Source organism: Microbulbifer variabilis (genome assembly GCF_056232115.1).
In genome coordinates, this window is sequence record NZ_CP174325.1 from 1412260 (window position 1) to 1428346 (window position 16087).

16 protein-coding genes are annotated in these 16087 nt (G+C 54.4%); 11 read left to right on the plus strand and 5 right to left on the minus strand.

The genetic code is table 11. The features are described 5' to 3' along the window. Nucleotides 1-61: 61 nt before the first annotated feature. The 3 genes from hslV to ACJJI7_RS06160 form a co-directional block, all read right to left on the minus strand. A complete protein-coding gene (gene hslV / locus ACJJI7_RS06150; protein WP_020414014.1) occupies nt 62-601 on the minus strand; it encodes an ATP-dependent protease subunit HslV in 540 nt (179 codons plus the stop codon). A gap of 254 nt (nt 602-855) precedes the next feature. Continuing rightward, complete coding sequence (locus tag ACJJI7_RS06155) at nt 856-1416, minus strand: SPOR domain-containing protein (protein ID WP_020414012.1); 561 nt, start codon at nt 1414-1416, stop codon at nt 856-858. An 82-nt stretch (nt 1417-1498) separates the two neighbouring features. Beyond that, entirely contained in the window at nt 1499-3712 is a 2214-nt protein-coding gene (locus tag ACJJI7_RS06160; protein WP_353375891.1) for a primosomal protein N', read from the minus strand. A 364-nt stretch (nt 3713-4076) separates the two neighbouring features. Between ACJJI7_RS06160 and rpmE the strand changes: the two genes are divergently transcribed. The 9 genes from rpmE (at nt 4077) to ACJJI7_RS06205 (ending at nt 10995) form a co-directional block, all read left to right on the plus strand. Beyond that, nucleotides 4077-4289 carry a 50S ribosomal protein L31 gene (rpmE, locus tag ACJJI7_RS06165; RefSeq protein ID WP_083922744.1) on the plus strand — a complete coding sequence of 71 codons (213 nt, stop codon included), beginning with the start codon at nt 4077-4079 and terminating at the stop codon, nt 4287-4289. 350 nt (nt 4290-4639) lie between these two features. After that, entirely contained in the window at nt 4640-5893 is a 1254-nt protein-coding gene (locus ACJJI7_RS06170) for a malic enzyme-like NAD(P)-binding protein (protein WP_020414009.1), read from the plus strand. Between the two features lie 122 nt (nt 5894-6015). Further along, nucleotides 6016-6447: a hypothetical protein gene (locus ACJJI7_RS06175; protein WP_282952101.1), complete on the plus strand. Its 432-nt coding sequence runs from the start codon at nt 6016-6018 to the stop codon at nt 6445-6447. A gap of 81 nt (nt 6448-6528) precedes the next feature. Then, nucleotides 6529-8112, plus strand: a complete 1584-nt coding sequence (gene gshA / locus ACJJI7_RS06180; RefSeq protein WP_444902455.1) for a glutamate--cysteine ligase — start codon at nt 6529-6531, stop codon at nt 8110-8112. 49 nt (nt 8113-8161) lie between these two features. Beyond that, entirely contained in the window at nt 8162-8764 is a 603-nt protein-coding gene (locus ACJJI7_RS06185) for an acyl carrier protein phosphodiesterase (RefSeq protein ID WP_020414006.1), read from the plus strand. Then, a complete protein-coding gene (locus ACJJI7_RS06190) occupies nt 8761-9252 on the plus strand; it encodes a disulfide bond formation protein B (protein WP_020414005.1) in 492 nt (163 codons plus the stop codon). The genes ACJJI7_RS06185 and ACJJI7_RS06190 overlap by 4 nt, the downstream gene beginning before the upstream one ends. 35 nt (nt 9253-9287) lie before the next feature. Next, entirely contained in the window at nt 9288-9671 is a 384-nt protein-coding gene (locus ACJJI7_RS06195; protein WP_282952100.1) for a CidA/LrgA family protein, read from the plus strand. Further along, nucleotides 9665-10357, plus strand: a complete 693-nt coding sequence (locus ACJJI7_RS06200) for an LrgB family protein (RefSeq protein ID WP_282952099.1) — start codon at nt 9665-9667, stop codon at nt 10355-10357. Before ACJJI7_RS06195 ends, ACJJI7_RS06200 begins: the two co-directional genes overlap by 7 nt. Nucleotides 10358-10527: 170 nt before the next feature. Continuing rightward, a complete protein-coding gene (locus tag ACJJI7_RS06205) occupies nt 10528-10995 on the plus strand; it encodes an Rsd/AlgQ family anti-sigma factor (protein ID WP_020414002.1) in 468 nt (155 codons plus the stop codon). A 184-nt stretch (nt 10996-11179) separates the two neighbouring features. Here ACJJI7_RS06205 and bamJ read toward each other — a convergent pair whose 3' ends face one another. Next, complete coding sequence (gene bamJ / locus ACJJI7_RS06210; RefSeq protein ID WP_282952098.1) at nt 11180-11971, minus strand: FKBP-type peptidyl-prolyl cis-trans isomerase; 792 nt, start codon at nt 11969-11971, stop codon at nt 11180-11182. Nucleotides 11972-12427: 456 nt separating this feature from the next. On the opposite strand from bamJ, the gene ACJJI7_RS06215 reads away from it, so the two are divergent. After that, the gene (locus ACJJI7_RS06215) at nt 12428-13348 is read left to right on the plus strand and encodes a hypothetical protein (protein ID WP_020414000.1); all 921 of its coding nucleotides are present in this window, start codon (nt 12428-12430) and stop codon (nt 13346-13348) included. Nucleotides 13349-13503: 155 nt separating this feature from the next. Here ACJJI7_RS06215 and ACJJI7_RS06220 read toward each other — a convergent pair whose 3' ends face one another. Next, nucleotides 13504-14019, minus strand: a complete 516-nt coding sequence (locus ACJJI7_RS06220) for a TIGR02444 family protein (protein ID WP_282952097.1) — start codon at nt 14017-14019, stop codon at nt 13504-13506. A 109-nt stretch (nt 14020-14128) separates the two neighbouring features. Between ACJJI7_RS06220 and ACJJI7_RS06225 the strand changes: the two genes are divergently transcribed. Continuing rightward, nucleotides 14129-16045: an ATP-binding cassette domain-containing protein gene (locus ACJJI7_RS06225; RefSeq protein WP_282952096.1), complete on the plus strand. Its 1917-nt coding sequence runs from the start codon at nt 14129-14131 to the stop codon at nt 16043-16045. Nucleotides 16046-16087: the final 42 nt, after the last annotated feature.

Genomic DNA, 16087 nt, shown 5'->3' on the forward strand with positions numbered 1-16087 from the left:
CATATCGGCGGTTCCCTTTGAGGGACCGCCCGGCCAATGGCGCCTAAAGAGCGCGAGGCACTTAAAAATTCAATTCTTCGATGGTGTGGTTCTGGTTGGTGTAAACACAGATATCACCGGCGATTTTCAGGCCCTGCTCAACAATTGCACGGGCATCCATATCGGTGTTGTCGAGCAAAGCCCGTGCCGCAGACTGGGCAAAAGGCCCACCAGAACCGATGGCGATCAGGTCATCTTCCGGCTGAATAACATCACCATTGCCGGTCACGATCAGGCTGGCAGTCTCGTCGGCCACAGCTAACAGGGCCTCGAGGCGGCGCAGGGCACGATCGGTACGCCAGTCTTTGGCCAGCTCCACAGCGGCGCGGGTCAATTGCCCACCATGGGCTTCCAACTTGGCCTCGAAGCGCTCAAACAGGGTAAAGGCATCGGCGGTACCGCCGGCAAAACCGGCAATCACCTTGTCCTTATACAGGCGACGCACCTTGCGCGCATTGCCCTTCATAATGGTGTTACCCATGGACACCTGGCCGTCGCCGCCAATCACAACTTTGCCGTTGCGGCGACAGGATAAAATGGTGGTTCCGCGATACTGTTCCAATGGAGACCTCTCGGATTACGCGTGAGCTTCAGCGCAGAAGGTGGTTACCAATCGCGCCGGGAATTTCATTCAGGTTAGATAAGTGAGGACGGCACGCGCCGATTTCAATAAGGAAGGGGCAATTGCTGTACCCGGAACCCAGTATCCACTGTGGTTTTTTGCTTCAAAGCCAAAGCCGCCCACGTTAATTTGACCAAAAGTGAGAGAGTAAATAGCTTTATCTACCATGCTGGGCAGAAAGCCCTGCACATTAATCAGTTGGCTGGACGTTTCAGCACCAGCGGCATCAGTCTGTGCTCAGCCAGTACCTGTCGGGCCTTTGCCATACGCGAGCGGTTGTCGAAAGGCCCAACCAAGACTCTGTGCCAGGTTCCGCGACTATCACTAGCTGACTCGACTTTAACATCCAGATTGGCCAGGGTAAGTTGCACACGCAGGCGCTCGGCTTCAGCCGCCTCACGAAAGGAGGCTGCTTGCAGAATGTAAACCTGTTGTGGGGGTTCACTAACTGCCCCCTGCCCGGTATTGGAATCCTGCTGACGACGAGCGGGCTCGGCCACCTTGGGGGGAGGTACGGAAACCTCGTTTTCCTTCAGCATTGTGTAGAAATCAAAGCGCGGCTGAGTGCGCTCCTCAACCCTCGGTTTGGCCGCCTGTGGTTTGCCACCGCTAGCGCCTTTACCCTCCCCAGCAATACCGTATTGCAGAAGCAGAAATACCGCGAAACCGCCAACAATATTTCCCAGGAAGAACCAACCCCAGGCGGGTTTTCCCGCAGAACTTTTACTGCGGCGATTGGTTTTGCGACGGCTCATTGAGGATTTCTTCCCTGGGTGATCTGCTCAGCAGGGGAATTGTACCGCCAATTAGGCTGGGGGCATTGAATTCCAGCAAAATTTACGACAATTCCTGTGCATCCATATCTATCGCCCAGCGCAGACGACGGTTTTTATTTCCCTCTGCCCAGACACATAAGCGCGCCAAAAGAGGCTGCAGTTGCGCGCGATTCTGCGCAGTAACCTGTATATAAAAACGGAAACGCCCGGATTTGCGCTCCAACAACGCGGGCACTGGCCCCAGATACTGTAACTGCGGTGAAGGGGGTGCCAGGGACTGCATAAACATTCTCGCATTGTGCAGGAACTCCTCAGCCCAGGAGGGCTCTTCGCACTCCGCCCGCACGAGAGCCATTGCATTGGTAGGGGGCAGCTGCGCCACCGCGCGATCGCGCAGTAATTGGCGCGCAAAGCTACCGTAGCCTTTCTCCAATAACATCTGTAACAGGGGGTGTTCAGGAAATCGACTCTGCACCAGTACCCGACCGCTCAGACTGCCGCGCCCTGCACGTCCAGCCACCTGCTCCAGCAACTGACCAGTACGCTCCGGGGCGCGGAAATCTGCACTAAACAGGCCACCATCCGCATCCTGAACTACTACCAAGGTCACCCGCGGCAAATGGTGACCTTTAGCCAGCATCTGGGTACCCAGGAGCAAACAGGGCTCTCCATCGCGCGCCGGAGCCAACAACCGGTCCAAGGCCAGCTTACTGGTCGTGGTGTCCCGATCCACACGGATTACCGGATATTCGGCAAAGCGCCGCGCCAACAACTCCTCACTGCGTTCAGTACCCCCACCCAGGGCGGAGATAGATCGGCTGTGGCACTGGGGGCAACTATCAACTAGTGAACAGCGGTAATCGCAATGGTGGCAACGCAACTGACGCAAGCGCCGATGCATGGTGAGCTTGCTGGAGCAGTGGGGGCAATCGGCCAACCAACCACAATCATCACAGGTGAGGGCGGGAGCGAAGCCGCGCCGGTTAATAAAAACCAAAACCTGTTCACCACGCGCCAGGGTTTCCCCTATATGGCGAAGCACCTGGGGGGAAAATCCCTCCTCCAGCGGCTCGCGCAGAGTGGGCACCACATGGATCTGCGGAGGGCGCGCATCCCCCGCGCGCTGGCGCATGCGCAAATGCTGGTAACGGCCATTCAACGCGTTATGCAGGGTTTCCAGGGAGGGCGTGGCGGAGCCCAATAGCACCGGAACATTGGCATTGCGCGCCACCACCACTGCAAGATCCCGAGCTGAGTAGCGCACACCATCCTGTTGCTTAAAGGAAGCATCGTGCTCCTCATCCACTATCACTATGCCAAGTCTCGGCATTGGCGTCATAATCACCGAGCGGGTGCCAATCACAATATCGGCCTGCCCCGCCACTGCAGCGAGCCAGGACTGGGCCCGCTCGCCTTCAGCCAGGCCTGAATGCAGAGCCGCAATGCTGCGCTTGGGGAAACGCGAAGCTATACGCCGTAGGGTCTGAGGGGTAAGTCCTATTTCTGGAACCAGGAGTAGCGCCTGGCGCCCCTCAGCCAAAACCCGCTCCATCAATTGCAAGTAAACTTCGGTCTTGCCACTGCCGGTAGTGCCCTCAAGGAGGGAAGCGGAATAGTGGCCGCAATCCACCGAATCCAATACCTTTTGCTGTTCTTCACTCAATTGCGGCGCCGGAACCGGTTCTGCTACCGGTAGCGGTGGTGGAACGGTAGGGCCAGAGCTCCAATTAACAAGGCCGCGCTCCTGCAAGGCGCGCACTATCGTCGATGTATGCCCCAGGGCTTTCAGGTGAGTACGGCTTTGCCTTCCCTCACTGAGCAACAGTTGCAACAGGGCTTGTTGTTTTGGTGCCCGCGCCAATGCTGACTCGGGCAAACCCTTGCCCTCGGTAGTGAGCTGCAACCATTGCTCGGCCCAGTGGTCTGCGGGCTTGCCCTTACGCAGAGCGGCGGGCAGTGCGGCTGCATACACTTCACCAATCGGGGCCTGGTAATAATCGGCGATCCAGGAAAGGAATCCCAGACTGACTCTACTAAACAGCGCCGTTTGGTCAATCACCCCCAGGGCGGGCTTTAAATGTGCAAACGATGACTTCTGCACAACGTCTACCAATACCGCAACCAGTTTGCGCCCGGCAAAGGGCACCCACAGCCGCTGCCCTGGTATTAATGTCTGCGGATCCAGGCCCTCTGGAGGCAGGTAGTCGAACAGGCGCCGCAACGGTACTGGTACCGCCAAGCGTAAAATGACATTCTGTTGGACTGCCTGTTCCACCTCACCCCCACGAACCTCGGTAAAAGGCGCTAGTGTACTGACTGCTCCGGCAAGATACAGAGGCCGATTACTTTTTTATATGGCAATGTGTAACCACCAGGTCGGGTAGCCTTCCTAAGCCAGGCCCGGCCCTATGCTTACCAACACCCCAAAGAGGCAATACCGAGATATCCAGATAAGTCCATTGGCTGAATAAATGGCAATTTAGTGACTGGCTAGATCCCGGTATTTGGACTTGAACCCCGACGCTAATCTGATAGTATGCGCCGACTTTTTAATCAGCCTGGAACCGGTCCGGTTCCTGCTCCAACGACGATACCGTGCCCGGCAACAGATCGAGTGGCGGTTTCGAAAAGAGGCAATCATGAAAGCAGATATCCATCCTAACTACACCGACATCACCGCCACTTGCTCCTGCGGAAACGTAGTCAAAACCCGTTCTACCCTGGGCAAAGACCTGCAGATCGATGTGTGCTCCCAGTGCCACCCCTTCTACACTGGCAAGCAAAAGCAGGCTACTACCGGTGGACGCGTGGACCGCTTCAAAAAGCGTTTCGGCAGCCGCATCGGCAAGTAAACCGAACATTGGGATGCCTGACATCTCGGAAGAGGGCATTGGGGCCACCCCAATGCCTTTTTTTTTACCCTTAATACCTATATCTGCTCAAAGGTATGCCCCACGGGCAAAATCGATTCGAATTGCTTAATGTTGTCGATTTTGACGATAAATTTATCCTTCAAAATCACACATTAGCAACTGATCATCCTGAAATTAGCCACTTACTAAGGGCAAAATAGTAAGAAGTACTAGTTTTAGCCTTCCATTAAGCTTGTGGCTACAAGTGCCCCTCGGTTATTCTCTGGCACCCGCAGTAACCGGGATAGCACCGCAGCGTTATCCCAAGTTTTCGAGAGAATAGCCCCCAAATGACGGATTCATTGCGCCAGGCAGCGCTCGATTACCACGCGCTCCCCACTCCCGGCAAACTTTCAGTTGAGCTGACTACTGCCGCCGAAACCCAAGAGGACCTGTCCCTGGCCTATAGCCCAGGGGTAGCCGAACCGGTACGCGAGATAGCCAAAGACCCAGAGGCCGCTTATCAATACACTGGTAAGGGCAACTTGGTAGCTGTTATTTCTAATGGCAGCGCCATTCTCGGCCTCGGCAATCTGGGGCCATTGGCTTCCAAGCCCGTTATGGAGGGGAAATCACTTCTGTTCAAGCGCTTCGCCGATATCAATTCGGTGGATATCGAGGTGGACGTCAATAGCCCGGAGCAATTTATCCAGACTGTTGCCGCTATCGCCAATACCTTTGGCGGCATCAACCTTGAGGATATAAAGGCGCCGGAGTGCTTCCATATTGAAGAGGCACTGATAGAGCGCTGCCCGGTACCGGTATTCCACGACGACCAACACGGCACAGCTATTGTGACCGTAGCGGGAATGCTCAATGCACTGGAAATCCAGGGTAAAAAAATCAGCGAAGTGCGCATGGTATGCCTGGGCGCTGGCGCAGCTGCTACCGCCTGCTGCAAGCTAATGTTGGCTGCCGGTGCGCGCAAAGAGCAAATCACCATGCTCGACAGCCGTGGGGTAATCCACTCCGGGCGCACCGATATCAACGCCTACAAAGGCGAGTGGGCACGGGATACCGATATGCGCACCCTCGACGATGCCATAGCCGACGCGGATGTGTTCCTCGGCGTATCCGGACCAGACCTGCTATCTGCCGAGCAGCTGCAACGAATGGCACCCAGGCCGGTAGTCTTTGCCTGCTCCAACCCCAACCCGGAAATCAAGCCGGAGCTGGCCCACAGTGTGCGCGAAGACCTGATTATGGCTACCGGGCGTTCGGACTATCCAAATCAGGTCAATAATGTGCTGTGCTTCCCCTTTATTTTCCGCGGCGCTCTGGATGTACGTGCGGCACGGATCAATGAAGAGATGAAACTCGCGGCAATCGAAGCCATCCGCAAAATTGCCCACCTGCCCGTTCCCGACTCAGTTCGTGAAGGCTACGGTGGTATAGAACTAAGCTTTGGCTACAACTATATTTTGCCCAAGCCCACAGACCCGCGCCTGCTGCCCGAGGTCGCTGCTGCAGTAGCCCGCGCGGCAGTGGATAGTGGCTGTGCTCGCCTGCCTTACCCCGAGCACTACCCGCTGAAATCTGTATAGCCATCCCCACCTCACCCCGTGGGAGCGGGCGTTTGCCGCGTTCGCTCTCACGGACTCCTTGAGCCATACAGCACCCGTCGCTAAACTGCCTTTCTGTCACAGCATCAAAGTTGCCCAACATAATGAGTCATGTGTATGTGCTGGCCAATCAGCACCAGCAGTTCCTGAGCAAAAGTGGTGAATGGCTGGATGGCCGTGAGCCCAATAAACTGTTTCGCAGCGAACACAAAGACGTCGCCATCAATCAGATGTTCGAAGCCAACACACGTGATGTCAGCCTGCGCATCGAATTGCTGCAATGTGAGCTGAATAACAAGGGACAACCGCTAGTACCAGAAGAGGCCCTTGCCGACATTTCTACTCTGCAGGGTGACCCGGAAATTGAGCCGAACACGCCAGAGGAAATGCCAGCGCAGGAACCTCCTGAGCTGGAGCCCCAGGCAGAGCCGGAGGTATCCCCGGAACCGGCTCCCGAGGTTGTACCTGAGCAACCCCCAGAAGAAACGCCCGCTCATCCCAGCGAGAAAACATCGGAATCAGAGTCAGCCGCTTGAGCGGTAACTCTCACTGAACCGGCACCAGTCGCTCTATCCAGCGACGCAAGAGAAAGTTCCGGTAGTACCAAGGAGATTCGAGTGCCTATTCCCCATCTGGCCGCCCTGTCTCAGGCCAAACCTGTGCAATTACTCAAGGGCATACGCCGTGGACTCGAGAAAGAGAGCTTGCGGGTTGCCAGTGACGGTACCTTGGCGGCAACCCCCCATGCGCAAACACTGGGCTCAGCCCTCACCCACGAGAGTATCACTACCGATTTTTCCGAGGCGCTGCTGGAATTTATCACACCGCCGGTAGCCACCCCCGAGGAGGCGTTGCGGATACTCGACCGTATCCACCGCTACACCTATAGCCAGATCGGCGATGAGCGCCTGTGGGTCAACAGCATGCCCTGTGTAATCGGTACCGATAATGATATCCCGGTAGCCCGTTACGGCAATTCCCATAGCGGTGCCATGAAAACTATTTATCGGCTCGGTCTTGGCCTACGCTACGGCCGCGCCATGCAGACAATCGCCGGTATCCATTACAACTTTTCTCTGCCCGATGATTTCTGGCTGTGGTTGCACGAGCTCGAGGGCAGCAGCGAGTCCTTGAGTGAATTCAAGACCCGTCGCTACTTTGATTTGATCCGTAATTTCCGCCGCAATTACTGGCTGTTGATTTATCTGTTTGGCGCAGCGCCAGCTGTGTGCTCGTCTTTTGTGGAAGGGCGTGAACACAAGCTTGAGGCGTTTAACGGCGATAGCCATACTTTACACGTCCCCCATGCCACCTCACTGCGTATGGGCGACCTGGGCTACAACAGTGATGTGCAGCAATCCCTGATCGTTTGCTACAACAACCTGCGCAGCTACCTCTCAACATTATGTTCTGCCATCAGTCGTCCCTACGGCCCCTATCAGGAGATGGGAGTGAAAGATGGCGATGAGAATTACCAACAGCTGTCTACCGGCATACTGCAGATCGAAAATGAATTCTATTCGCCCATTAGGCCCAAAAATCCGGCCAAGCGCGGTGAGACAGCCCTGGCTGCTCTGAACAATCGCGGGGTCGAGTATGTCGAGGTCCGCTGCCTCGACCTAAACCCATTTATGCCACTGGGTATTGATGCCCAGCAGATGCGTTTCCTCGACAGCTTCCTGCTTCACTGCCTGCTCACCGAAAGCCCCAAAACCAACGATACCGATTATCGCGCTACCCAGGAAAACCAGCAGCGCATTGTCTATCGCGGCAACGAGCCAGGCCTGTTGCTGCGCTCCGGCAATGGCGAGCGCAAACTCGAAGACTGGGCTTCTCAGCTTTTGGGGGAGATGAACTCCGTTGCTGAGCTGCTCGACAGTGCTTGGGGTGGCGACCAGTACCGCTGTGCCGTTGGCGTTCAGCGTGCAAAAGTGAAGGGGGAAATCCCCACTCCTGCGCAGCAGATCTTAGCCGAAATGGATGCGCAGAAACTGAGCTTCTACCAATGGGCCATGGAAAAAGCTGAGCAGCATCGACACTACTTTCTCGAGCGCCCTCTCGACAGCGACTCAGTCCGGGACTTCTCCCGTCAAGCTGAGGAATCGCTGCTCAGGCAAAAGCAGATGGAAGCGGAAGATAAAGGCTCTTTTGAGGAGTTCCTCAGCCACTACTACGCACAATATATTTGTTGTCAGGACTAGTCGGCCACCGGCGTCTGACCGGGTGTGCGGGCTCGAACGGATCGATAGTATGAACTACCTCGCACACCTGTTGCTGTCCGGCCCCGAAGCGCGCTGGCGCCTGGGTGGACTCCTGGGTGACTTTGTCAAAGGGCCACTGGTTGGCGAAAGGCCCGCAGCCATTGAGGCCGGCATCAAGTTGCACCGGCGGATTGATGCGAGTACGGATGAACATACCGCCTACCGCGACGCCCTGGCAAGCTTGGACCCCAGGTGGCGCCGCTATGCCGGTATTGCGCTGGATATTTGGTTCGATCACCTACTGGCACAAAATTGGCACACATGGCACCCACAGAACCTGGAAGAGTTCTGTACCGAATGCTGGAGAGACTTTCGCAGCGACAGCGCGTATATTCCGCCGCAAGCCAAAGCGTTTATGGCGCGTGCTGAGCAGTTTAAACTGCTGCAGAGCTACCGCGAAGAGCAAGTGGTAGCCCTCACTTTGGAGCGGGTTGGGCAGCGCTTGCGCCGCCCGGTGGCCCTACAGGAAATGCTGCCCGAGCTGATCGCCGGGCGGGAAAAGCTGGAACACAATTTCAATAAACTACTGACCGACTTGAATCTCGAAGCCTCCCGGTTTCGGCAGCATTATTCAGGATCTGATAAATCATGACCTTACCCAACCCACGCATCACTTTTCTGATTGTTTTCCTAATGGTTGCCTTCCTGCTGGGCTCTGCGTTCTACTTGGAATACGTTCGCGGCCTGGAGCCCTGCAAGCTCTGTATTACCCAAAGGGTAATGCTGCTCGGTGTGGGAGTGGTTTCCCTGATTGCCTTCCTGCACAACCCGGCCACCATAGGCAGGCGCGTCTACGGTCTGCTGGTATCCATCTGGGCCCTGGGCGGACTTTACTTTGCCGGCCGCCAGTTATGGTTGCAGAGCCTACCCGAAGACCAGGTGCCCGCCTGTGGTCCCAGCGTGAGTTACATGCTGGAAGTTTTTCCCATGGCCGATGTTCTCAAGGCACTTTTGAGTGGTGACGGTAACTGTGCAGAAGTCCAGTGGACAATGATGGGCCTGAGTATTCCCGGCTGGTCCGCGATCGGCTTTGGCGGCCTGGTCCTATTCGGTGCCTGGCAGGCATTCCGCAAAGCTTGATAAAAAATGGCGGCTCCACCGGGCCGCACTCCAAAATGACTCCACCCGCCCTGAGCAACATATTTCACTGGCTGATTGGCACCGCCATTCTGTTTGGTTGTGAACGCCTCGGCACACTTGCCAGCACAATGCTCGCACTTCCTGTTCCCGGCGCGGTGGTAGGTATGCTACTGCTACTATTTGGGTTGATGGTGAATGGAGGCGTACCACGTGGCCTCGCCCAAATCAGTGCCCAGCTGCTCTTCCTGTTGCCACTACTTTTCCTGCCCGCTGCAGTGGGCGTCTTTTTTCTACGTGACCTTGCCCCCGCAGACTGGCTTGCGCTGATCGCTGCGGTTGTAATCGGCACCCTAATCAGCCTAGTCCTGTGCGCCATGCTACTGCAGAGGCTATTAAACAAGGCCGGTAGTAAATGGTAGTGGCTAACTGGCTGCACAGCTCTCTGTTTGCCTTACCGCTGAGTCTGGTGGCTTTCTGTATCGGCGTGTACTTTTACCGCCGCAGCGGTACAGTACTATTGCACCCAATAGTGACCGCCAGCCTGATAGTAGCGGCGCTGCTCCATACCTTGAATGTTCCCTACAGCGATTATCAGCACTCCAGTACACTGCTCTACGCACTACTCGGTCCAGCAGTAGTGGCCCTGGCAGTGCCACTGAAACAGAACCTGGCAGTGATTCGCCGGGCCGGCTGGCCACTGCTGGTAACGATTGCCGTAGGGGCAGTCCTGGCACCGGTTGTCGCTATCATAATCGCCCTTTTATTTGGCGCCGGGGAATCCGTATTACTGGCTCTCAGCGGCAAATCTGTCACTACCCCGATTGCCCTGGCTTTGGCCGAAAAAATCCACGCAGCATTGAGCCTCACCGCGGGCATCGTAGTCCTCACTGGAGTGGTTGGTGCCCTGGCCGGACCACCGTTACTAACTCTGCTTGGTATTCGCGATAAGCGTATCCTCGGGGTGGTTCTAGGTATAAACGCCCATGCCGTAGGCACCGCTCGCGCTTTCGAAATCAGTGCCCTTTGTGGCGCCTGCTCTGCCCTTGCCATGGGACTCTGCGGCGCGCTGACTGCACTGGTCCTGCCGCTGATTATCAGTAGCTGAACAGCTTTCAATTCCCCATAATCGAATTCGCACATCTGTCACAGTATTTTGGCGTAGTTTACTCCCTCTATCTTGCTGCCGGCGGGGGAATCTCCTATCTTCCATAAAGTCTTCGACATCGGCAATAAAGCTGGCCACTGCGGCAACAGTAACAAAGGGACATATTGGAGATGCTGGAAAATTGCAAATCGGCGCGGGAGCGCTGGGGTGGTGTAAGCGAAATAATCGACCGCTGGTTACAGTCGCGGCAAAATTTGCTGGTGAGCTTCTATCATCTCTCTGAAAAAAAAGAGTTCAGTGAAGACGACCCTGAAACTGAGGATCGTGTGCGCCAGTTGTGCCAGCTGTTGGTGGATTATGTCTCGGCAGGTCACTTTGAAGTCTATGAGCAATTAATGCGAGAGGGCCAGGCATTCGACGACAAGTCGGGACTTAAAAAAGCCTGTGAGCTGTACAAAGATATCGATACAACGACAGACATCGCCGTCGATTTCAATGATAAGTACTTAGAGACAGATGATCTCTCCAGCCTGGCCCCGGATCTATCCGAACTCGGGGAGGCGTTGGAAACTCGATTTAGCTCCGAAGACAAGATGATCGCCCTGCTGCATACCGCACATAAAAACCAGATTGTCTGAAAGCAGCAATAAAAAACCGCTCTTATAGTTCGCAATTTAACTCCTGTTACTGTGAAACTAAATGTATTTACAATTTTCTATTGGTTATTCGAAAGCGGTTTACTAGCGCTCAAAAGCTTCCTACCAAAAAATAAAAAAGGGCGCCCTTTAGGCACCCTTTTTCAGTAAAGTCTAAAAAGTCAGATTATTCAGACTTTGGCTCTTCCTTCTTTTCTTCTTCTTTTTTCTTGGTCTCTTCTTCACCGCCAACATTGGCCTTGTGCAACTCCACTTCAAAAATCAGGGTCGCGTTCGGGCCGATTTTGCCACCGGCACCACCGGGGCCATATGCCAATTCAGAAGGAATATAAAGTTCCCACTTGGAACCTTCCTTCATTAGTTGCAGGGCTTCAGTCCAACCTTTGATAACGCCGTTTACCGGAAACTGTACCGGCTCACCACGGGCGTAGGAGCTGTCAAACTCCTCACCGTTAATCAGGGTACCTTTGTAGTCGACTTCAACAGTGCTGCTGGCGGAAGGCTTGCTGCCGGAACCTTCAGTAATCACTTTGTACTGCAGGCCTGAATCAGTGGTAATCACACCTTCCTTTTTCGCATTCTCTTCGAGGAACGCCTTTCCTTCAGTCAGGTTTTTATCAGCAGTTTCCTTAAACTCCTGTTCCTGCTTGGCCAGCATTTCCTGCTGCTTCTTCTGCATCTGCTCCTGGAAAGCAGCAATGGTCTGTTGCTTATCTTCGTCTGTCAGACGCGATTCATGGTCACTGGCAACATCATTGAGTGCCATCAACACCACCTGAGGGTCCAGCTTCACGTCCTGGGCTTGAAGACGCTTGGCCATATCTTCAGCAATGATATAGCTGACCTTCTTCTCCTGGGTATCCAGGGTAACTTCTTTTTCCTGCTTGGATCCCTGTTCGTTACAGCCGGTCAGCGCCAGGCCAAGGGCAATTGCTGCAGCCAAAGGGTATTTATTCATGGATGTTGTCTCTTTGTCCGTATTGCGTTTATGGATTCGCGCTTGACCTTGGTCCAACGCCATCAGCGGTTTCTCGGGCAATGCTGTTGCGGCCTCCAGCCGCCGGGCGCACGCTATCCGCCAGTGCGCTCAAGTCTAACCCAAGGCGACAGCCAGTGCATACCGATGACTTTCACACTGTGCAGGACACCACATTCCCTATGCCAGTTCCGGTCTCTTCCATAAAAAAACGCAACCCGCGCTTTTTTCACTGCACTCGGCATACATTTTTATTAAAAACAGCGCTATTATCGACGAGTCACCGGTTATTGTTCTGGACTGTTTGAGGTGCTTTTCAGTTTTGGGGCAATATTGCAGTGCGCGCGTCTCTTCTTCAGCGGTATCGATCGTATTTAAGGCAAGGCTAGTGCACCACCCGGAAGTGCCAATCGATAATAAACGTCAGGACATTTACTCATGGCTGCCAAACGAAAAGCTGTCAATCCGGTCGCAGAGCTGGAAGCACAAATTTCCAAGCTCTCTGCAAAACTGGATAAAGCCCGCAATAAAAAAGTCACCGATGCCGGCAAGGCGGTATTAAAAGCCGGAAAAGCTCTGACTTCGGCAAAGGAAAAACTGGCCAAGGCCAAAACCAAGCTTAGCGAAGCCCGCGCCGCGGCTAAAACGGCCAAGACCGCCGCTGCACGAAAACGAGTCGATACCGCCAAAGCCAATGTGGAAAAACTCAATGAAGTATTCCAATTGGCTAAGAGTTCGGCAGCGGAGGCCAAAGATAGTCAATCCCTGGCTAAAGCCGAGCTTAAAGCTGCAGAAGCTGTGCGCAAAATCGCAGCCAGAACAGAAAAAGAGCTCGCTAAGAAGCAACCCAAGGCTAAGAAGGCTCCAGTAGTTAAAAAAACTGCTGGAGCTAAAAAGGCTACAGCAAAAACTGCCACTAAAGCTGTGAAAGCAGCTGGTACTAAAACGAGCAAAAAACCAGGAGCTAAAAAAGCTACTGAAAAGAAAGTTGCTACGAAAAAGGCCAGCGTACGCAAAAGCACTGCAAAAGCTACAAATTCCACTGCGAAGAAAGCCGCTGCCAAACCCGCTAAAGTCAGCACTACTCACAAAGCGACAAAGCCCGCCAGCAAAAAAGCAACCTCAGCCAAAGCTGCTTCAACAGCAAAAGCTTCTGTTGCGGCTAAGCCTAGATCTGAAAAGCCTGTGCAGGCAAAAGGCGGTGACTCCGTTACCGTAGAAAAAGCTCCAAAGGAAGCAAAAGCCTTTGTAGCTACCGAAGAGAAGAAGCCGGTGGAGTCCACACCTCCTAACCCAACTATTACACCAACCACTCCCGCCAACAGCCTGTTCTCCTCGGAAAACCGTAGCAGCGAGTGAGGGCTTCAGGCAATTGATTTACTGCGCCCAGCCGACCAACGCTCTCGATTGGCGGCAAGGGCGCAAACTTAGCAGATTTTTGCCTTATGCGACTCCGTTCTCCAGACAGGTCATGTGAGTTCATCCCACAAACAGGTCCCTGTTAAGCCCGGCGCTTATGGACTGTTGGTTTTTGTCTTACCCAGACTTCTCGATTGTGTCATAAAACTCTCTATCAACTCTGACCAGTAGGCCTGCTCTTTTTGTAGCAGACCATACTGCTGCCCAGCCAGCTCCAGGGCAGGACGATCCCCCGGCCACTCCTCAACGCAGATTTTCCAAAGAGCGGCTAACTGCAAGCGCTCAAGATTCAGCTCATAGCGTCTAAATAAATCATAAATCCGCTGGCTGTGGGGGCGAAAGCGCCCCAGCAAGCGTCGCAGGTGACGAACACTCGTGATTATCCTACGCCTCGGCGCCAGGCCACGATCCGCAACACGCCAACCCTCTTCACTCAGCTGATGACCACAGGCAGTGGCATAGCTCGCCCACAGCATCAAGCACACATCCGCACCTTTTTTATCCTGGCAACGGAGTAGGAATTCCTCCACCTCTTCATGGCGGTAAAATTCCAAGCTGAACTGCCACAGAGGGTTTTCCTGAGCAGAAGATGGAGGTGAACTATTTGTCACGTTAGAATCCCGACCTTTTGTTGATCGGCGCTTATGTAGAGGCGGCGATTGAATTCAAATACGTCGAATAGCCTAGCACCCATCGGCCTGTTCATATGAGGTTTTTCCAGTGATCAATTTGCAAGGTGTCTCCCTGCATCGGGGTGAACGTGACCTGTTGGACAGCGCAGATTGCCGTATATTTCCCGGCCACAAAGTGGGAATTATCGGTGCGAATGGCTGCGGCAAGTCAACCTTATTTAAGCTTTTACTCGGCCAGCTGGAAAGCGATGCAGGTCAGGTAGACCTACCGAGCACCTGGCGTATCTCGCATATGGCCCAGGAAGTTGAAGCCAGTGAACAATCCGCCCTTGATTATGTTCTCGATGGCGATCAAGAGCTTCGCCAACTGCAAAGACAATTGGCCCAGGCGGAAAATAGTGATGATACCGATGGCCATAAGCTGGGAGAGCTGCACGAGCGTATGGCCAGTATCGATGGCTACAGCGGGCCAGCGCGCGCCGCACAGCTGCTCGATGGACTGGGATTTTCCCACGCAGATCAACAGCAGCCAGTACGCAGCTTTTCCGGGGGCTGGCGTATTCGCCTCAACCTGGGGCGGGCGCTGATGTGCCCCGCTGATCTGATGTTGCTCGACGAGCCCACCAACCACCTGGACCTAGATGCAACCCTGTGGCTGGAGCAGTGGTTACAGCGCTTTCCCGGTACCCTGCTGATTATTTCCCACGACCGCGATTTTCTCGATGCGGTCGTCGATGGCATTGTCAGTTTTGAGCAGCAAAAACTGGTGCTCTATAGCGGTAATTACAGCGCCTTCGAGCGCACACGCGCAGAGCGCCTGGCACAGCAACAAATCCAGTTCGAAAAGCAGCAGGTCGAACGTGCGCACATGGAAGACTTTGTGCGGCGTTTCCGCGCCAAAGCGAGCAAGGCCAAACAGGCACAGAGTCGCATTAAGGCACTCGATCGCATGGCCCGGATTGCCCCAGCCCATGTGGACTCCCCCTTTCACTTCACCCTGCCTTCCGCAGAGAAAACCTCCAACCCGCTGATCGATCTGCGCGAAGCGGATATCGGCTATGCCGACAAGGTAGTGGTGAGCAAGGTACAACTGGGTATCCAGCCCGGTCGCCGCATTGGCCTGCTTGGTCCCAACGGCGCAGGTAAATCTTCACTGATTAAAACCCTCGCCGGGGAGCTGCCGCCACTGAGTGGCGAGCGCCAAAGTGGAGAACACCTGGCAATTGGCTACTTTGCCCAACACCAGCTGGAAGCCCTCGACGGAGCCGCCTCGCCACTACTACACCTGCAACGCTTAAGCCCAAATGCCAGTGAACAATCACTGCGGGATTTCCTAGGTGGCTATGGCTTTGTCGGAGATCGGGTTTTTGAAACCGTCGCTGGTTTTTCCGGCGGCGAGAAGGCACGCCTGGCGTTGGCTATCCTGGCTTGGCAGAAACCCAATCTGCTATTGCTCGACGAGCCCACCAACCACCTCGATCTAGAGATGCGCCACGCTTTAACCATGGCACTTGCGGAGTTTCCCGGTGCGATGGTTCTGGTTTCCCATGATCGTCATCTGCTTGCCAACACTACCGATGAGTTTATTCTGGTTGCCAATGGCCGCGCTGAACCCTTTAGCGGTGATCTCGATGACTACAAACAGTGGTTGCTGAGCTTTAACCGGGATAAACGGCGCGACGAGAAATTCACCGATAATAACGAAATTCCCGAGAGGTCTGCTGAAGACAAAAGAACACAGCGCCGCGCCGCTGCCGCGCTACGAGAACAGCTAAAGCCTCTTACCAATAAGCTGAAAACGATTGAACGGCAAATCTCTACAGCAGAGAAGAAACTGAACCAGGCTCAGGAAAAGCTTGCAGACGAAAATCTGTATAGCGGCGGCCAGCAGGAGGAAATCTCCCGCCTCAATAAAGTGCAGTCAGAGCAGCGCGAAATTCTTGATACCCTGGAAATGGAGTGGCTTGAAATTTCTGAACAGGTGGAAGAGTTGCGTGGAGAGTAACACCTCTACCCACCTATTCTTACAGCCTTAGAGGGGCGCTTT